The sequence below is a fragment of the Paractinoplanes ferrugineus genome, from assembly GCF_016862195.1.
Classification (GTDB): Bacteria; Actinomycetota; Actinomycetes; order Mycobacteriales; family Micromonosporaceae; genus Actinoplanes; species Actinoplanes ferrugineus.
The window spans coordinates 384,645-402,434 of sequence record NZ_BOMM01000001.1; the positions used below are offsets into that span (position 1 = coordinate 384,645).

At 71.0% G+C, this 17,790-nt stretch carries 18 protein-coding genes, 1 tRNA gene and 1 pseudogene; 12 read left to right on the forward strand and 8 right to left on the reverse strand.

Features of this window, described 5'->3' with window-relative positions:
- The first annotated feature begins 62 nt into the window (after window positions 1-62).
- Window positions 63-884, forward strand: coding sequence for a RecB family exonuclease (locus Afe05nite_RS01810; protein WP_203815251.1), 822 nt, complete (start codon window positions 63-65; stop codon window positions 882-884).
- Window positions 885-1,015: 131 nt separating this feature from the next.
- On the opposite strand, the gene Afe05nite_RS01815 is transcribed toward Afe05nite_RS01810, so the two are convergent.
- Together Afe05nite_RS01815 and Afe05nite_RS01820 are read right to left on the reverse strand one after the other, a co-directional pair.
- The gene (locus Afe05nite_RS01815) at window positions 1,016-1,876 is read right to left on the reverse strand and encodes an oxygenase MpaB family protein (protein WP_203815122.1); all 861 of its coding nucleotides are present in this window, start codon (window positions 1,874-1,876) and stop codon (window positions 1,016-1,018) included.
- Window positions 1,877-1,945: 69 nt separating this feature from the next.
- On the reverse strand, window positions 1,946-2,380 hold the full coding sequence (locus tag Afe05nite_RS01820; protein WP_203815123.1) for a Fur family transcriptional regulator: 435 nt from the start codon (window positions 2,378-2,380) through the stop codon (window positions 1,946-1,948).
- Window positions 2,381-2,513: 133 nt separating this feature from the next.
- Between Afe05nite_RS01820 and Afe05nite_RS01825 the strand changes: the two genes are divergently transcribed.
- Complete coding sequence (locus Afe05nite_RS01825; RefSeq protein WP_203815124.1) at window positions 2,514-2,981, forward strand: DUF2231 domain-containing protein; 468 nt, start codon at window positions 2,514-2,516, stop codon at window positions 2,979-2,981.
- 91 nt (window positions 2,982-3,072) lie between these two features.
- Here the strand turns inward: Afe05nite_RS01825 and Afe05nite_RS01830 are convergent, their stop codons facing one another.
- Window positions 3,073-3,399 carry a translation initiation factor 2 gene (locus Afe05nite_RS01830; RefSeq protein WP_239117475.1) on the reverse strand — a complete coding sequence of 109 codons (327 nt, stop codon included), beginning with the start codon at window positions 3,397-3,399 and terminating at the stop codon, window positions 3,073-3,075.
- 63 nt (window positions 3,400-3,462) lie between these two features.
- Here Afe05nite_RS01830 and Afe05nite_RS01835 point away from each other — a divergent pair, with 63 nt between their 5' ends.
- The gene (locus Afe05nite_RS01835) at window positions 3,463-3,639 is read left to right on the forward strand and encodes a hypothetical protein (protein ID WP_203815126.1); all 177 of its coding nucleotides are present in this window, start codon (window positions 3,463-3,465) and stop codon (window positions 3,637-3,639) included.
- A 90-nt stretch (window positions 3,640-3,729) separates the two neighbouring features.
- On the opposite strand, the gene Afe05nite_RS44805 is transcribed toward Afe05nite_RS01835, so the two are convergent.
- Window positions 3,730-3,969 (reverse strand): hypothetical protein, encoded by a 240-nt coding sequence (locus Afe05nite_RS44805; RefSeq protein ID WP_307835599.1) that lies wholly within the window; start codon window positions 3,967-3,969, stop codon window positions 3,730-3,732.
- A gap of 579 nt (window positions 3,970-4,548) precedes the next feature.
- Here Afe05nite_RS44805 and Afe05nite_RS43580 point away from each other — a divergent pair.
- Entirely contained in the window at window positions 4,549-4,770 is a 222-nt protein-coding gene (locus Afe05nite_RS43580) for a hypothetical protein (protein WP_239117494.1), read from the forward strand.
- Window positions 4,771-4,832: 62 nt separating this feature from the next.
- On the opposite strand, the pseudogene Afe05nite_RS43585 reads toward Afe05nite_RS43580, so the two are convergent.
- Window positions 4,833-4,997: pseudogene (locus Afe05nite_RS43585) on the reverse strand (FmdB family zinc ribbon protein); the annotation flags it as partial.
- Entirely contained in the window at window positions 4,994-5,890 is an 897-nt protein-coding gene (locus Afe05nite_RS43590) for a 5-formyltetrahydrofolate cyclo-ligase (protein ID WP_307835600.1), read from the reverse strand. The gene Afe05nite_RS43590 and the pseudogene Afe05nite_RS43585, both read right to left, overlap by 4 nt.
- 45 nt (window positions 5,891-5,935) lie before the next feature.
- Between Afe05nite_RS43590 and Afe05nite_RS01860 the strand changes: the two genes are divergently transcribed.
- The 8 genes from Afe05nite_RS01860 to Afe05nite_RS01895 all read left to right on the forward strand — a co-directional run bounded on the left by Afe05nite_RS01860 (window position 5,936) and on the right by Afe05nite_RS01895 (window position 14,216).
- Complete coding sequence (locus Afe05nite_RS01860; protein WP_239117477.1) at window positions 5,936-7,825, forward strand: diguanylate cyclase; 1,890 nt, start codon at window positions 5,936-5,938, stop codon at window positions 7,823-7,825.
- 50 nt (window positions 7,826-7,875) lie between these two features.
- Window positions 7,876-8,805: a UTP--glucose-1-phosphate uridylyltransferase gene (locus tag Afe05nite_RS01865; protein WP_203815130.1), complete on the forward strand. Its 930-nt coding sequence runs from the start codon at window positions 7,876-7,878 to the stop codon at window positions 8,803-8,805.
- Complete coding sequence (locus Afe05nite_RS01870; protein ID WP_203815131.1) at window positions 8,802-10,109, forward strand: molybdopterin molybdotransferase MoeA; 1,308 nt, start codon at window positions 8,802-8,804, stop codon at window positions 10,107-10,109. The genes Afe05nite_RS01865 and Afe05nite_RS01870 overlap by 4 nt, the downstream gene beginning before the upstream one ends.
- On the forward strand, window positions 10,109-10,726 hold the full coding sequence (locus Afe05nite_RS01875) for a GNAT family N-acetyltransferase (protein ID WP_239117478.1): 618 nt from the start codon (window positions 10,109-10,111) through the stop codon (window positions 10,724-10,726). Before Afe05nite_RS01870 ends, Afe05nite_RS01875 begins: the two co-directional genes overlap by 1 nt.
- A 136-nt stretch (window positions 10,727-10,862) precedes the next feature.
- Window positions 10,863-11,609, forward strand: a complete 747-nt coding sequence (sepX, locus tag Afe05nite_RS01880) for a divisome protein SepX/GlpR (protein ID WP_203815133.1) — start codon at window positions 10,863-10,865, stop codon at window positions 11,607-11,609.
- A gap of 81 nt (window positions 11,610-11,690) precedes the next feature.
- A tRNA-Ala gene (locus Afe05nite_RS01885) sits at window positions 11,691-11,767 on the forward strand.
- A gap of 264 nt (window positions 11,768-12,031) precedes the next feature.
- Window positions 12,032-12,880, forward strand: coding sequence for a carbohydrate-binding protein (locus Afe05nite_RS01890; protein WP_203815134.1), 849 nt, complete (start codon window positions 12,032-12,034; stop codon window positions 12,878-12,880).
- A gap of 91 nt (window positions 12,881-12,971) precedes the next feature.
- Complete coding sequence (locus Afe05nite_RS01895) at window positions 12,972-14,216, forward strand: GAF domain-containing sensor histidine kinase (RefSeq protein ID WP_203815135.1); 1,245 nt, start codon at window positions 12,972-12,974, stop codon at window positions 14,214-14,216.
- A gap of 58 nt (window positions 14,217-14,274) precedes the next feature.
- Here Afe05nite_RS01895 and Afe05nite_RS01900 read toward each other — a convergent pair whose 3' ends face one another.
- Window positions 14,275-16,629 (reverse strand): bifunctional polysaccharide deacetylase/glycosyltransferase family 2 protein, encoded by a 2,355-nt coding sequence (locus Afe05nite_RS01900; protein WP_203815136.1) that lies wholly within the window; start codon window positions 16,627-16,629, stop codon window positions 14,275-14,277.
- Window positions 16,626-17,507 (reverse strand): hypothetical protein, encoded by an 882-nt coding sequence (locus Afe05nite_RS01905; protein ID WP_203815137.1) that lies wholly within the window; start codon window positions 17,505-17,507, stop codon window positions 16,626-16,628. The genes Afe05nite_RS01900 and Afe05nite_RS01905 overlap by 4 nt, the downstream gene beginning before the upstream one ends.
- Between the last annotated feature and the right edge of the window lie 283 nt (window positions 17,508-17,790).

The window sequence follows — 17,790 nt, forward strand, 5'->3', positions numbered from 1 at the left end:
ATTACCCCGTGGCTTCCACCCGACCCCGCACCGCGGTTCCCGAGCAGCTCGGCTTCGACGGCATGCCCGAGCGGCTGTTCGTCTGCACCCCGAGCAAGCTCGGCAGCTTCGCCGACTGCCCCCGGCGCTACCGCTATTCCTACGTCGACCGCCCCACCCCGCCCAAGGGACCGCCCTGGGCGCACAACTCGCTGGGCGCCAGCGTCCACACCGCCTTGAAGAACTGGTATGCCCTGCCGACCGACCGCCGAGCCCCCGGCGCGCTGCCGAGCCTGCTCAAGTCGACCTGGGTGCGCGAGGGCTACCGCGACGCCGATCAGGAGCGGGCGACCTTCCAGACGGCGCTGCAGTGGCTCGAGTCCTACGTCGCCACCCTCGACCCGGCTGAGGAGCCCCTCGGCGTCGAACGGGTGGTCGCCACCAAGACGGCGGTGCTCGCCTTCAACGGCCGCGCCGACCGCATCGACTCCCGTGCCGGCGACAACGGTGCCGAGGCGGTGATCGTCGACTACAAGACCGGCCGCTCCGGCCTCGACGCCGACGACGCCCGCGGCTCGATGGCGCTGGCGCTCTACGCGTGGGCGGCGCAGCGGGTCTTCCGCCGACCGTGCTACCGCGTCGAGCTCCACCACCTGCCCACCGGCACGGTGGCCGCCCATGACCACACCGAGGAGTCCCTGGCCCGCCAGGTCCGCCGGGCGGAAGACACGGCCCGCGACATCATGGCCGCCGAGAAGGCGGTCGCGGCCGGTGCCGACCCCGACGCGGAGTTCCCCCCCAATCCAGGCTCGCTGTGCAGCTGGTGCGACTTCCGCCGCTCCTGCCCGGCCGGCGCGGAGGCCCCGGCCAAGGAGCCTTGGACGGCAGTCGACCGCCTGGGCTAGCAGCGCGGCCCGCCTTCGCTTGCTTTCGCCCGGCGGCTTACCTGCGGGGCTGCTCGCTTTCGTGCGGCGCTGCTTGCGGCGGGCAGCTTTCGTGCGGCGCTGCTTGCGGCGGGGCGCTTATGGCTGGGCGCTCAGGCCCGAGCGGCGGCGGCTCGGGCCAGGGCGGCTTCGCGGATGGGGGCGACGCGCAGGCTTCGGGGGACCGTGGCCAGGACGGTGGAGAGCAGGAAGCGCAGGCTCCGGGCCGACAGGTCGGCGGTCAGGTCGGTGGTGGGCCAGCCCAGGCCGCCGTAGAGGCGACGCGCCCACGGCGGCAGCAGGGCCAGCGCCGTCGCGGCTATGCCGGTGTAGGCCCAACGGGTCGGGCCCAGTGTCAGACCGAGGCGGAAGGCGCGGCTGCCCCAATTCTCCGGCACCGATGGCACCGTCAGGAACATGGCGGTCTCCACGCCGGCCTTGGTCAGGGCCAGGTCGGGCAGAATCTTCGCGTAGTAGTCGGCGGTCTCGTCGGCGGTGGTCGGGACCGTGGCCGGGTCGATGCCCATCAGCTCGGCGGCTTTGAGCTGCTCGGTGTAGTAGCCGTCGACCTCGGCCGGGGTCAGGCGCACGCCCGCCCGTAACGCTGTGGTCAGGAACGACTCGACCTCGGTCACGTGCACCCAGCGCAGCAGGTCGGGCTCGTCGATGCGGAAGAGCTCGCCGGTGCGCGGGTCGGTGGCCCGCATCCGGGCGTGCATGCGACGCACTCGCAGCGCGGCGGCCTCGGCTTCCGCGGTGGTGCCCCAGATGACCGTGCCCACGTAATTGGACGTGCGGCTCAACCGGCCCCACGGGTCGGCCCGATAGTGGGAATTCTGCGCGACGGCCGCGACCGCGCGCGGGTGCAGTGCCTGAAGATAGAGCGAGCGGAGCCCGCCCAACATGAGGATCGGATCCTGATGCAGTTTCCAGGTGACCGAGCTCGGCCCGAACAACCCGACGTCCTCACTCATGAGATCCAGGTTGCCACGGAAACCGGGGAAACTTGAACCCGTTCAGAAACGGCCCCCCGCGGGAGCGTCTCAGCCGGTCGCCTCGGCCCGCCGACGGGCCTGACACGCAGGGCAAAGTCCCCAGAATGTGACCTCGGCCTCGTCCACCTCGAAACCGTGCCCGCTGCCCGGGGAGAGACACGGCCGCTCGCCGACCGCGCAGTCGACGTCCGCGATCTCCCCGCAGCCACGGCAGACGATGTGGTGGTGGTTGTCGCCGACGCGGGCCTCGAAGCGGGCGGGACTGCCGGCCGGTTCGAGGCGGCGGGCGAGGCCGGCCCGGGACAGTGCACCGAGCACGTCGTAGACGGCCTGGGTGGAGACCGAGTCGAGGCGGGTGCGGACCTGGCGGGCGATGTCGTCGACCTCGAGATGGCCGCCCCCGGTGAGGACTTCCAACACGGCGAGGCGCGGCTTGGTCACCCGCAGACCATGTTCGCGCAGCAAGTCTTCGCCGGTGGACATTTCTCCATGACAACACGGTTCTCGGGAAACCCCAAGTGAACCGGATCGGGCGACTGGGCGTAAGCGCACACAGCGGATGCTTGCGCCGTCAGATACTTCTAAGCTGACGGTCCGACATGATCAAGGAGGCGTCTTGTTCGACCAGGTGAATGGCCTGCCGGTGCACGCGTTGGTGCTGCATGCGGCGGTCGTCTTCGTTCCGCTGCTGGCATTGGGCGCCATCGTGTACGCGCTGGTCGCCAAGTGGCGCCCGAAGATCAGCTGGGCCTTGGTGCTGCTGTCGATCGCCGCGCCGGTCTCGACCTTCGTCGCGAAGGAGTCCGGCGAGAAGCTCTACGACCGGCTGATCAGCCAGGGGCTCAAGGGCAAGGGCAAGGAGATCCTCGACAACCACATGAATTTCGGCTCGACGACTTTCTGGCTGTCGCTGGCTCTGGGCGTGGCGAGCATCGTCATGGTCGTCCTGACCGGCCGTGGCGCCCTGCCCAAGATCGCCGAGTGGGCCCTGGCCGCGGTCATGGTCGTGCTGGCCGTGCTGTCCGGCTACTACGTCTTCCGGACCGGCGACGCCGGCGCTACCGCCGTGTGGGGCCAGTACTAGAGGGCGCGTCACCCGGCCGCTGAGGGGGCGGCCGGGTGACGGGGTCTTCTGGAACGGGGCGTCCAGCAGCGTGGCGTCCAGCGGCGTGTGCCTAGAACAGGGCTCGAGCACAGAGCAGGCAGATCAGGATGATCGCGATCGCCCCGGCTACCAGGCCCACCCCGTAGGTCACCGTGCGCGCTGAGCCCTCGGCCTCGTCCAGCGCGTCCATGTCCTGTGCGGGCAGCGCGCGGGGCGGCGGAGGCGGTGAGAACGTCGGCGGGCGCCATCCCGGGTGGGGCGGCGGTGCCTGCGGCGGGCCTGAATAGTCGCTGCCAGGGCTGGGCGTGGGCGCCGGGCGCGGGTCGGGTTGGGCGGACGACGGGTCGGGCCGCTGCCAGTACGCGTCGTCGTCCGGGACGCCGGTGGGGGAGCTCACGTTCACCGACGGTACAGCCGAAGGGGGAAGACGGCCGCAGCGGCGCGGCTTACCCTCTAAGCCGTGGACATTCTGGATGAGCCGGAGCGCGACAGCGACGGCGAGCGCGAGGTTGACTTCGAGTCGGAGGAGGCCGTGATCCTGCCCGACCAGACTCGTGACGACACCGAGTTCGGCTGGGGCGAGCGCGCCGACACCAACGACGATCGGCTCTTCGAAGACCGCCCGCCTCACTGGTGAACCGCCGCCCGCCCGGCTGGTGGGCTGCCGGCTGGCTGGCTGGTGCGGTGCCGCCGGCCTCGCTGGTGGGCCGCCGGCTGACGATGACGGTCAGTCGGGTCGGATCAGGACCGCGAAACCGTGGCCGGGTGCGGAAACGGCTGCCTCGGCCTCGGCCCTCGTCAAGGCCAGGAGCAGGCTTCCGGCTGTGGGATCACCGGCGTCGCTGACCTGAAGGACGAGCGCGGCTGTCGCCACCGGCGGAGCACCGGCATCCACCCGGAGCACGTCGACCCGGTTGCCCGGGCGCACCAGGCGCAACGCGGCCGGATCGGCCAATCGGATCGGCACACCGACGCTGCCCGCGGGCACGGCCGGGGGAGCCGGGCCGGAGGACGGGGTGCCCCTCGGGGGCGTCGCGGCCGCGCTTGACACTGGCGGGGGATCGGCCGCGACGCCGGCCCGAGGGTCCGCGCAGGATCGCGCGGATGGTGACCACGACACCGCGGCTGCGGTGACCAGCAGGGCCGCGACGGCAGCTAGACGCAATAGCGTGCCGCGGGTCGGCCGGTGCCAGCGCACGGGATCAAGGCGCCCCTCGCCACTGTCGTGGCCGGCGATCCCGTGTGCCTTGGGTGGAGCAGACCCGAATCGGGCCGTGCGAGGTCTGCCCATCTCATGCCCTCCCCTGCCGAGGCGCCGTGGTCGTTGGCGCCGGGGCAGACGTTAGGCGGGTTGGGCGATCGCTCGCTGAGGCGTTGTGGACAACCCGGAACTGTGGATAACGCGTACGGCGTCGCCGATTCTGGTAGGGCGGCGATTCTGGGTTCGGAGGCAACGCGCAGCAGCGCGTCGGGCCGATGGCCGGACGCGCTGCGTGTGTGCGGTGAACCGCGGTAGTGCTTTGCTCAGGAAGCCGAAGCGGCCTTGGTGCTGCTCGACGAGGATCCGCCGGACGACGATTTGCCGGACGACGAACTGCTGGACGAACTGCCGGACGAGGAACTGCCCGACGACGAGGCGCCCGAGGTGGACGACGGCGTCGAGGTCGAGGGGGTCGACGACGAGGAATCCGACTTCGTTGTCGATTCGCTGCCGCTCGCGGCCGGCTTCTCGGCGCTCACTCCGCCGGAGCGGGAGTCGTTGCGGTAGAAGCCGGAACCCTTGAAGACGATGCCGACCGAGTTGAACACCTTGCGGAGCTTGCCGCTGCAGTTCGGGCACTCGGTCAGGGCCGGGTCGGAGAACGACTGGACGGCCTCGAGCTGGTGACCGCACTCGGTGCAGGCGTACTGATAGGTGGGCACGGCTCCTCCGGAAAAGGTCGGCTGCTGGCACTCGCCAACTCCGAGTGCCAATGTTGCGCCATCGGAGGTCATTTCGTCCACTCGACGGCCCGGCTGAGAGTGAAGCCACCGCGAGGTGTGATGACGGCGTCGACGGGCTGGTCGTGCGGTTCGCCGGGCACCTCGTCGAGGAGCTCGCCGTCGTAGAGAAGTGCCACCACCAACTGCCGAGCGGGCCATCCGACGGATAAGTCGGAAATGTCAGAACGGGCGAAACCGGCGGCAGCGGACGCGGGCGGCGCGCCCGGGGACGGCCAAGCGGCGGGCGGGGCGGCGGCAGGCGGCACGGAAGCGGGTGGCCGGGAGGCGGGCGGGGCGGCGGCAGGCGGCACGGAGGCGGGTGGCCGGGAGGGGGGCGGGGCGGAAGTCGGCGGGGAGGAAACGGGTGGGGAGGGGTGGGCGGCGACGCGGGCTGGGAGGCGGGTCAGGGCTCGGTCGTAGGAGCCGCCGCCTTTGCCCAGGCGGTGGCCTCGGTGGTCTACGGCCAGGGCGGGGACCAGGATCAGGGCGGCGGTGGCGATCGCGGCTACGCCCAGGCGGGGGCCGGTCGGTTCGCGGAGGCCGCGGGGGGCGGGGGCCAGGGAGGAGGGGCCGGTGTAGCGGGTCCAGTCGAGGTCGCCGTCGGGGAGCAGGACCGGCAGGAGCACGGGGGCGTGGGCGGCCAGGACCTCGGGCAGGTCGGGGCCGCCGGGTTCGGTGCCGATCGGGACGTAGGCAGCGATCACGGGCGGGTGCGCACGGCGTACGCAAGCAAGGATTTGACGTTGAAGTTGCCGATTCGCGGCCAAGCGGGTCTCGGGGGACATGGTGCGGCGTGCTGTAATCAGTTGACTCCGCAGCGCGACCTTGGCTGGTGGAGATCCGTTTCCGTCACCGGTCAAATCGGGCACGCAACACCCCCTTTCGAAAAGCGGCAAACGGTGCACACTATGTCAGCATCGCTCCAAAGACGGCCACTTCCGGGAGGATGCGTGACGCTTCGTGGTCGGCTCACCACCGCGTTCCTGGTGGTTGTGTTCGGCCCGGTGCTGCTCGGGGCCATTTTCGTCGCGCTTACCGTCGCCACCGTCAGTCAGGATCGAGCGGCCGAGCGGCTCGATCATGCCGCGACCACCGTGCGTACCGGAATCGGGGCGATCTGCCGGCAGCTGCAGGCCTCGGCCGACGCGGTCGCGGTGGTGCCGGCGGCCGAGCGTGCCGCCGTCGCCCGTCAGCTCGTCGCGCGCGGCCTGGCCACCGAGGTCGAGGTCACGCCGGTGGGGGCGCAGCTGGCCTCGAGTGCGGGGGAGACGGCGCGCGGCGACTGCGCGGAGCCGGCAAATCAGCAGTTCAGCGCGATTTCGGCAACCGCCACCGCGGGCGCTGACAAGATCACCGCGGTGCAGTCGGTGGACGCCGACTTCCTCACCCGGCTGGCCGCGACGAGCGGTGCCGGAGTCCGGCTCGGCCTGCGTGACCTGCCGGAAGGCCGCACGCTGAGCCCGGAGCCGGGCCAGCCGTTACCGCTCACGCTGAGCGTGCCGAGGAGCAACCCCGGTTTCCTGTACGCCGTCCTGCTCGCCGTCGTGCTCACGGCCGGCCTCGCCGCGGTGCTGGTGGCGCGCTGGCTGGCCGCCTCCACCACGCGCCCGCTCGGCGACCTCGCGCACGCCGCCGACCAGGTGGCCGCCGGTGACCTGGACACCCGGGTGCCGATCGGGCGCCCGGACGAGCTGGGCCGCCTCGCCGCCACGTTCAACCGGATGACGCGCGAGCTGCAGGCCTACGTGCAGGCGTTGACCGCGAGCCGCGACCAGCTTCGCGGGCATCTGGCGATCCTCGGCGAGACGCTGTCCAGCACCCATGACGTCGACCGGATCCTGCGGGTGATCCTGCGTACCGCGCTCGTCGCCACCGGCGCCCGCGCCGGCCTGGTGCTGCTGCTCGATCCGGCCGGCGAGAAGCTGATGCCGCGCTGTGCGATCGGCCTGACCGGCGACTGGGACGCACCCGAGCTTCCCGCGCTGCCGGTCGGCTCGGGAATTCTCGGCGGCGTGGCGGCCGCCGGCGAGGCGCGGCGCGGGCACGGCGAGACCGGATCGGTCGAGCCACCCTGCCGTACGTACGTGGCTGTGCCGATCCGGGCGCCCCTGATCGACGACCCGTTCGCGCCGGCCGACTCCACGCCCGCCACCATCGGCGTGCTCGCGCTCTACGACCGGGTCGGCGGGGACGAGTTCGAGGACACCGATCTGCAGACCCTGCGTACGTTCGCCGGGCAGGCCGGGGTTGCCGTGAACAATGTTCGGGTACACGAGGAAGCCCAGCGACTTTCGCTCACCGACCCGCTCACCGGCCTGTGGAACTACCGTTATCTCCGCGAGTCGTTGCGCCGGGAGGTGGAACGCGCCAGTCGCTTCGGCCGGATGCTCGCCGTGCTCGTGCTCGACCTCGATCACTTCAAGGGGGTCAACGACACCTACGGGCATGCGGCCGGGGACGCGGTGCTCGGCGAGTTCGCCCGGCGGATCCGGGTCGGGTTGCGTGAGGTGGACGTCGCGTTCCGCCAGGGCGGGGAGGAGTTCGTGGTGCTGTTGCCGGAGACCGACGCGTACGGCGGGGCGATCGTCGCCGACCGCCTCGGCACGGCCGTCCGGGGCACCCCGTTCTCGATCGAGGCCCGCGGCGAGATCACCGTGACCGTGTCGATCGGGGTGGCGGTCTTTCCCGAGCACGGCGCCGACGCCCAGCAGGTGCTCCGGGCCGCCGATGACGCTCTGTACGCGGCCAAGAACGCCGGACGCGACACCTACCGTCTTTTTGATTCCCCGACCACCGCCATCGGTGGGCCGCAACCGCCGCGTCAGGCACGCGGCCGCTAGTCTCGCGGCATACTTCCAGGCACGATCCGAGCAAAGGTGCGGTTACCTCGATGACCACGAACGCGCATGCGACCGGCCGCCGGGCGGTCAAGGCCGTCATCCCCGCGGCCGGTCTGGCCACCAGGTTCCTGCCGGCCACCAAGGCCGTGCCGAAGGAGCTGCTGCCGGTCGTGGACCGACCGGTGCTGCAATACATCGTGGAGGAGGCGGCCGCGGCCGGTCTCTCCGACGTACTGCTGGTCACCGGCCGGGGCAAGACCTCCATGGTGGACCACTTCGATCGCCGCCCCGACGTGGAACAGCGCCTCGAGGAGAAGGGCGACGAGGCCCGGCTCGCCGCGGTGCGCCGCACCAGCGAGCTCGCCGACATCTACGCGGTGCGCCAGGGTGAGGCGCTCGGCCTCGGCCACGCGGTCGGCTGCGCCGCCTCGCACGTCGGCGACAACCCGTTCGCGGTGCTGCTCGGCGACGAGTTCGTCGAACAGGACAAGCCGCTCCTGCCCGACATGATCGACCTGCAGGCCCGCACCGGCGGCATCGTGCTCGCCTTCATGGAGGTGGCGCCGCACGAGACGTCCCGTTACGGGATCGCCTCGGTCGAGCCGTCCGACCTCGGTGACGACGTGGTCAAGGTGACGGGGCTGGTCGAGAAGCCGTCGCCGGAGGAGGCGCCCAGCCGGCTGGCCGTCCTGGGCCGCTACATCCTGCCCGGCTCGATCTTCGAGGCGATCGCCAACACCAAGCCCGGCAGCGGCGGCGAGATCCAGCTGACCGACGCGATGTTCCAACTGCTGCAGGACGGTGTGCCGGTGCACGGCATCGTCTACCGCGGCCACCGCTACGACACCGGCATGCCGCTCGGCTACCTGCAGGCCGTGGTTCAGCTGGCCAGCGAGCGCGAGGACATCGGCGAGGAGTTCCGGACCTGGCTGACCGAGTTCGTCGCCCGCGGTTCCGCTGCTGGCGGTTCGAAGGGATGACGGCCACGGCCGATGCCGAGGCGGCCGCCAACGAGCTGATGCCTCTCGCCGAATACCTGGGCAGCGTGCTGCGCAGGTTGCGGGCGCTGCCTCCGCTCGACCTCGACCTCACCCAGGCGCACGGCAACGTGCTCGCCGGTGACGTGCTCGCCCCGCACCCCTACCCGGCCTTCGACCAGGCCGCCATCGACGGATACGCGGCCCGCTGGGAAGACCTCGCGTCGGCCGGCCGGGTCGGCTCGCACCCGTCGTCGTTCGGCAAGATCGAGGGCCGGCCGGTGCGGCTCAACGTGGTCGGTGACCTCGGCGCGGCCAGTTGGCGCCCGGTGCGGCTCACCCCCGGCACCTGCTTCTCGGTGGCGGCCGGCGCGCCGTTGCCGATCGGCGCCGACGTGGTGGTGCCGGTGCACTGGACCGACCAGGGCATGGCCGCGGTGGAGATCCTGCACGCGCCGAAACGCGGCTCCGGGGTGCGGCGGGCGGGCGAGGAAGTGGCCGCGGGCCAGGTACTGGCGTCCACCGGCACCTACGTCACGCCCGCCATGGTGGCCACGTTCGCCGCGTCCGGCATCGGACACGTGATGGTGCGGCCCAGCCCGCGGGTCGTCGTCGTGGCGACCGGGGACGAGCTCGTCGACGTGGGCCGGCCGAGCCAGCCGGGTCAGATCGTCGACGCCAACTCGCACGCGCTCACCGCCGCCGCGGTCGAGGCCGGCGCCCTGGCCTACCGGATCGGCATCTGCGACGACGACCCGGAAGGACTGCGCGGTCTGCTGGAGGACCAGACGCTGCGGGCCGACCTGATCATCACGACCGGCGGCACCGGCACCGGGCCCGGCGACATGCTGCGCCGGGTGCTGTCCCGCCGTGACCCCGGCCGCGGCGTCGTCGAGTTCACCGACGTGGCCCTCTGCCCCGGCGCCGCCCTCGGCTTCGGCACCGTCGGCGGTGAGGAGGTGCCGGTCGTCTGCCTGCCCGGCGAACCCGGCGCCGCCCTGGTCGGCTTCGAGGTGCTCGCCCGGCCGGTCATCCAGGTGCTGGCCGGCGCCGAGCCGGTGTTCCGCCCGAGCGTCAAGGCGCATCTGCTGGAGACCGTCTCGTCCCCCGGCGGCCTGCGCGAGTTCCGGCCCGCCCACGTCGCCGAGCGCCGGGGCGGGGGTTACACGGTGCAGCCGCTGGCCGGTGGGCCGTACACTCTCTCCGGCCTGGCCGAGGCGAACGGACTCCTGGTCCTCGGCGAGCGGGTCACCACAGCGGCCGCCGGCTCGACCGTGGACGTCTTGTTGCTCGACCGGAGGCGATGATGCTGGGCTCCACGCCCGGATGGCCGGCCGTCCTCACCGACGGTCCCGTTCTGCTGCGGCCCTACAAGCGCGGCGACGGCAAGGTCTGGTCCGAGGTGCGGATCGCCAACCAGAAATGGCTCGCCCCGTGGGAGTCGGCGCCGCCCGGACCGTGGGCCGAGATGAACTCGGTGCGCGCCTACCACTACGTCTACCAGGACATGAAGCGAGCGGCCCGGCGCGGCGAGAGCATGCCGTTCGCGGTCTGCTTCGAGGATCGGCTGGTCGGGCACCTCAATCTGGGCAACATCGTCCGGCGGGCGTTCAGCTCCGCGTACGCGGGTTACTGGGTCGATGCCCGGGTCGCCGGCCGGGGCGTCATCCCCACCGCCCTCGCTCTCGCGGTCGACCACGCGTTCAACGCCGGTCTGCTGCACCGCATCGAGGTCAACATCCGGCCGGAAAACGTCCCGTCCCGCCGCGTCGTCGAGAAGCTCGGCTTCCGCGAGGAGGCGTACCACCAGCGCTACATGCATATCGACGGCAGCTGGCGAGACCATCTTGGATATGCCCTGACCAGCGAGGAGGTGGCCGCGGACGGTGGCCTCCTGGCGCGCTGGCGACGCGTACGCGCCTGATCGCCGATCTTCGCAGCGCGACGCGCCCGGCGCGGCGCGCGCATTTCCGCAGCTCGCGCCCGTAGCCTCGGGGAATTGGGTCTTGCGGTCCGCCTCCAGGGGAGTGTAGAGCGGACCGTCATAGCTGACGGGAGGGGTGAGGGTGCCCACCTCGGTGCTCCTCGCCGTCCTCGCCGCGGCCGGCTTGCTCGCCCTCGCACCGGCACTCGTCCGCCGGTACGACGCCACCGAGCGCCTGGCCGCGGAGCGGGCGTCGTCGACGGCGCGGGTGCTGCAGCGCCGCCGCCGTCTGCGCACCGTGCCCGGACGACGACCGATAAACCCCGGCCGGGCCGTTTCGGTTACGGTCCTGGCGCCTTCGCCCGAAGTCGAGAAGCCTCAGCGTCGCCTCCGGCTGGTGACACCGGGTCGGCGCCCCACGCGCCGCCCACCACCGCGCCGGCATGCCACTGCGGTGGTCCGCCGGCGCCGCGTCTTCGCGGCGCTGCTGCTTCTCAACATCATCGAGCTGGTCGGCGTCCTGACCGTGAGCGCCGGTTTCTGGATCAGCTTCGCGGTCACCGTGTCGCTGCTCGGCCTTTACCTGGTGCACCTGCGCAACCGGGCCGTCGCCGACCGGCGGCGTCGGCGCTGGGAGGCGCGGGAAGCGGCCTGGCTGGCTGCCCGGCAGGCCGAGGTGCGCCGGGAGCAGGCACGGCGAGCGGCGGCGCGGCGGGAGGCGCAGCGGCGCCTGGCGGCGCAGCGGGAGGCGGTACGGCGGGCCGCGATGGGCCTGGACCGCGAGCCGGACGAGCTGCCGGCCACCGGCTCGGTGTCGTACCGCCGGGTGGGTGGTCTACGCGGTCGCGCGTACGAGGCGGGCGGCCGGCACCACACCGCTTGATCCTGGAGGGTCGGTTCGCGGGTCACACCGGTTACCTGTTAGTGTTGCTGCGGTCCGCCGGACAGAGTTCGACGGCTGCAAGGGGCTGTGGCGCAGTCTGGTAGCGCACCTCGTTCGCATCGAGGGGGTCTGGGGTTCAAATCCCCACAGCTCCACCAAGAGAACTTCGAACGCCGCGGCCCGCGCGAAATGCGCGGGCCGCGGCGTTTTTAATGTTCTTCCTATTTTGTAGGAAGCTTTATTGTCCTATTCTGAGCGACAAAATGATATGGATAAATTTCGCCGCTTTCCCTTAGGATCATGCTCGAAAGCTGAATAGGGGCCGGTGAAAGGGATACATCGCGGTGGCGGAGCAGGAGCATCCTTCGCTGTTTCGGCCCTATGTGATGAGGGCGGACCAGGAGCCGTCGGAGTGGCGCACAATGCCCGCGGAGACGCCGGAGTTCGTCCGGGTCGCTGACCCGCGACCGGCCGAGGTGCCGCTCGGCCCGAGCGCGGGGGTGGCACGGCGGACAGATGTGCCGGCGCGTCCGATGGATCGGCGGGTGCTCGTCGCGGGGGCGGTCGTGGCGGTTGCGGCGATCGTGGCGGTGCTTGCCCTGAACGGGCCGGACCGACCCGAGGCCGGCCCCTCGACCAACAGCATCACCGGCGACTGGCTCCCCCCTGGGGCTCCCGGCCTGCTTCTGCCGTCGGCGGCACCGTCACCGGCAGTGGCGCCCTCGGCTGGGGTGGTGCCACCGGCTGGGGCGGTGCCGGACAGCTATATATCGGTCAGTGCGCCGGCCGCGCAGCCGGCCGGACGGGCTCGACCCGGGTCCGCACCGGCCAAGCCGCCCGGCACCACGAAACCGGCGGAGAACGCGACCGCCTACAGCGTCATTCAGGCGGAGCGATTCGACGAGCAGAACGGCGTCGAGATCCAAGCCGACGAAAGCGGACCAGGAATTCACGTCGGCTTCATCACCACCGGCGACTGGGTGCGATATGACGACATCGGATTCACCGACGTGCCCGCGACCAAGCTGTTGATCAGTGCCGCCAATTGGGCGGCGGCGGGTGGCACCGGTGAGGTCGAGCTGCGTCTCGACGACCGGTCCGAGGCGCCGATCGGCCGGTTGACGATTCCGAACAACGGCAACTGGTTCGCGTTCACGACGTACGTCATGACGATCCGGCCGACCACCGGTGTGCACACCGTCTATCTGACGTTCACCAGCAAGCAGAAGGAGGAGTTCGGCAACATCGACTGGTTCCGCTTCCAGCACTGAGCCGGCGCTTAGGTCAGACCGAGGGACTTACCGGTAAGCGCCGCTTGGCAACTTATGCGGTGTACTCCTGGATTGAGTCCCGGAGGTGACCATGCAAGCTCCCCAGCCCGACAACGAAACCGACCGCCTCGCCGCCCTGTACGCGCTCGACATCCTCGACAGTGCGCCCGAACAGGATTTCGACGACATCGTGCAACTCGCCTCGAACGTCTGCGGCACCCCGATGTCGTTGGTGACCCTGGTCGACACGGACCGGCAGTGGTTCAAGGCGCGGGTCGGCACCGACTTCACCGAGACATCCCGCGACCTGTCGTTCTGCGCGCACGCGATCCTCGGCCGCGACCTGCTCGTGGTGCCGGACGCGACCAAGGACGCCCGGTTCGCCGACAACCCGTGGGTCGACACGGAGGGCGGCATCCGGTTCTATGCCGGCGCGCCGCTGGTCACCACCGAGGGGTACGCGCTCGGCACGCTCTGCGTGATCGACAACGAACCTCGCAAGGTCGACATCGAACAGCTCCAGGCCCTGCGCGCGCTGGCCCGCCAGGTCACCTCCCAGATGGAGCTGCGCCGGCACGCGATCGCGCTGGCCAACACCACGGCCCGGCTCCAGGAGCTGGAACGTCGCAAGGACGACCTGGCCGAGCTGATCGGCGGGGACCTGCGGGCGCCGCTGCGACTGATGTCGACGTACCTCGAGAAGCTCGGCACCACCGGCTACCACGACGCCGAGCTGGCCGAACTCGTCGGCCGGGCCACCGCCGGGCACATCCGCGGCTTCCTCGACCTGCTGCACCACCTGAACTCGATGGCGGACGCCGGATCGGGCAGCGAGAGCCTGCACATGCGGCAGGTCGACCTGACCCGGGTCACCCAGCGGGCGGTCGAGGCGGTGCGGCCGATCGCGGCCAGCAAGCAGATCTGGATCCTCAACCAGGCGGGCGGGCCGGCCCTGCCGATCATCGCCGACCCGGTACGCCTCGAGCAGGTGATCACCCACCTGCTGTTCGCGGCGGTGAAGTACACCCCGATCGGCGGCCGGATGCGGGTCGGCACCGAGATCGAGTCGGGTCCGACCATCCGCGTCGACGACATGGACCTGCCCGACGGCATGCGACCCGAGCTGTTCCCGCACCTGTACTACGGCACGATGGCCCACCCGTCGGAGGTGCCGGGCCCGGACCGGGGTCTCGCGGTGGCCAAGAAGATCCTGGACGCGCACCACGCCACGGTGGCGCTCGCCGACCGGCCCGGCGACGGCACCTCGCTGCACGTCGTCTTCCCGTTCGCGCAGGCGGCCGTGGCCGACGAGGTCGCACAGCTGATCGCGGCTTGACCAAGCCGGTCCGCACCCCCGTCCGGCTGCAGGTCGGACGGGAGTACGGACCGACGCGTCACCCGGTGTAGACCGGGCCGGAGCCGCCACCCGGGGGCGAGCCGGCGGACGGGAGATCCTCGGGATCGAACTCGACCGGCATCGCGGCCACCCGGCCCGAGGCCCGGTCGTCCGAGCCGGAGCGGGGCGCGATGATCGTCGGCGGACCGGGGTCGAGCCGCGCCGGGGCCGGCGCCGGCAGTGGCATGTCGAGCAGCTCCGAACGCTGGGCCAGGCCGGCCCGGTGCAGCTTGTGCCAGCGCAACCGGCCCCCGGTCATCGCGGTCGTGAAGGACTGCATCAGCACCAGGTACATCAGCTGCCGGTAGGCGAACTGCTGCAACGGCAATCGCCACAGCGGAACCATCGGCTCCTTGTCGAACCGGAACGCCACCGCCGCGGTGAACAGCTGGAGCGCGAGCATGCCGAACCAGGCCAGCAACGTCTCCCGCAACTCCCAGAAGACCAGGCCGTACAGCAGCATGAGGTCGACGACCGGGGCGAGCATCGGCAGCACCACCCCGAACAGTGCGAGGAACGGCAGCCCCACCCGCCCGAACCGGCCGGACGGCCCCGGGTCGCGCAACGCCCGGCGGTGCTTCCACATCGCCTGCATGGTGCCGTAACTCCACCGGTAACGCTGCCGGTAGAGCTGCTCGAGGGTGGTCGGCGCCTCGGTCCACGCCTTGGCGCGCTCCTCGTACACCACCCGCCAGCCGGCCCGGCACAGCGCCATGGTGACGTCGGTGTCCTCGGCCAGGGTCTCGTCGCTCATTCCGCCGACCTGGGCGAGCGCCTCCCGGCGGAACGCACCGATCGCACCCGGCACGGTCGGCATGCAGTTGAGCACCTCGTAGAGGCGGCGATCCAGGTTGAAGCCGATCACGTACTCGATGTGCTGCCAGGCGGCGACCATCTTCTCCCGGTTGCCGACCTTCACGTTGCCGGCGACCGCCCCCACGCCCGGCTCGGCGAACGGCTGGACGAGATACCGGATCGAGTCCTTCTCGAAGATCGTGTCGCCGTCGACGGTGACGATGAGGTCGTGCCGGGCCAGCGCGATGCCGGTGTTCAGGGCGTTCGACTTGCCGCCGTTGGGCACCCGCACCACGCGTACGTTCGGCAGCGCCATCCGCTCCACGATCGCCGCGGTGCCGTCGGTCGAGCCGTCGTCGACCACCACCACCTCGATGGCCGGGTAGTCGCCGCCGGCGAGGGAGCGCACGGCCGCCTCGATGCCCTCCTTCTCGTTGTAGGCGGGCACGATCACCGATACCGGCTCGGTCACCGGTGGGCCCCAGCTCCAGCTCGGCTTGCGGCGCTGCCGGGCGTGCCGGGTGGCGAGCAGCAGGAGCAGGAGGGTACGGCCGATGGTGAGCAGCCCGACGACCAGGAACAGGGCCGCGATCAGCCAGAGCATGCCGTCGGCCGCCCGTACCGTCCAGATGACCGCGGAGCCGCGCCAGACGTCGGCCTTGTCGGCCGCCGGGTTTTCCGCCAGCAACGGTACGGACGGCGTGCGCTCCGCGATGCTCTGGTTCAGCCCTTCGGTGACCGTGGTGAAGCGGTAGCCGCGCTTCTTCATCGCCGGGATGAAGGAGCGCAGGGCGGCCACGGTCTGCGCACGGTCCCCACCGGCGTCGTGGAACAGGACCACCGCCGGGGTCTCGCCGGCCGGGGTGGCGTTGCGGACGATCTGCTGCACGCCGGGGCGCTGCCAGTCCTCGGAGTCGAGGTCGTTGACGACGACCAGGTAGCCCTGCCGGCCGGCGTCCTTGATCAGTTTCCAGTTCGTGTCGTCGACGGCGTCGGCCTTCGACGAGTACGGGAAACGGGCCAGGTTGGTGTGCACGCCGGTGGCGCGGGCGATCGCCACCTGGGTCTGGGACAGCTCGAGCGTGCGCCGCCAAGGCGCGATCGTCTGCAGGTTGGGATGGGTGAAGGTGTGCAGGCCCAGCTCGTTGCCGGCGTCGGTGATCTTCTTGGTGAGCGCGGGGTGCCGGGCCACTTCGGAGCCGACCACGAAGAACGTGCCGTGCGCGTCGTTCTCCCGCAGCACGTCGAGGATCTTCGGGGTCCAGGTCGGGTCGGGACCGTCGTCGAAGGTCAACGCGATCGTGCGTTCCGGCATCCGGCTGCTGCTTTCCTGGCCGCCGGTGGTGTTGATGATCGGCCCGCCCCCGCGGATCGCCAGCGGCACGCCGTCCTGGTCCCCGACCTCGGTATCGACGTGATCGCTGGTGAACTCGGCGTTGATGTAGGCCTGCATGATCAGCACGCCGACGAACAGGACGAGCAGCAGCGAGCCGAGGATCACCCGGGGCTTGGGCAGCAGGCGACGGCGGACCGGTCCGCGCGGGCGGGCCGGGCTCACGGCTGCACCCCGGACGCCTTGGCCGTGGGCGTTTCGGACGCCGGCGCGGTGGTGGTGGTGGTCTCGACGGGGGCCTGCGTCTCGGCTGGGGCCTTGGTCACCGCGGGCGGCTTGGGCGCCGCCCCCGAGCCGCCCGAGCTGCCGGAGCTGCCCGAGCCGGAGCTGCCGGACCCGCCGGAGCTGCCCGATCCGGCCGACCCGACTGCGCTGGTCGGGGTGCTGGAGCTGGTCGGGGTGCCGGAGCCGCCGCCCTGGCCGCCGGTGCCCGAGCCGCCGCCCTTGCCGCCGGAGCCGGCGGTGTTGCCGGTTGTCGGGATGGTCGGCGGGACCGGCGCCGGCGGGTTCGAGGTCGTGGTCGGCGGCGGGGTGGACGGGCCGTTGTCGGACGGCTTCGTGGTCGACTCGACAGGCCTCGAGGTGGTGGCCTTCGGCGTCGGCGTGGTGGTCTTCCTGGTCGCGGTCGGTGTCGGGGACTTCGTCCTCGACACCGTCGCGGATTCGAGGCGGGGCAGGTTCGCCCGCGGTGCGGTGCGGCGGGGCAGCGCATCGGTCACGAACACCGGCGTCGGTGTACGGGTCGGCGTCGGGGTGGGGGCCGGCCTAGGTGGGGCTTTGGTGTCCTCCTTGGATTCGGGTTCGAAACCGGGCAGCGGCAGTACGGCGCTCGACCGGACCGGACCGCCGGCCAGGCTGACGCTGATCAGGCCGCCGTACACCATGACCAGTGCGCCGAACGCGTACGCGAGACGGCGCAGCCGCCGACTGCGGCGTCCGCTGCTGTCCACGAACACCGGTGCCGGCGCCGCCACGGAGATCACCTCGGTGTCGGGAACGTCAGGCACGGCGAATTGCGGGTTTTCTGGCTCCTGCGATGTCACGCGGCGAGCTTAGAAACATCTACGGCAATTCTGTGCCGGGTCACTCCGACGAGTGATGGATGATCGCTGCAGCTAAATCAACCAAAATGATGACCTCATGCGTTTGACCAGATGGAGGCCACTGTGTGCCACCCCATCGGTGAATGCGCTGAGCTGCGGGGTAATGGTCGCCTCGAGGAGGTTACGCCAATTCTCCGAGCAATTTCCTGTCGCGACCACGACACTTCACCCAACAGTTTCACGAAAACAATTCGCGATCCAAAAGGTCTGTCTGATCCAACTA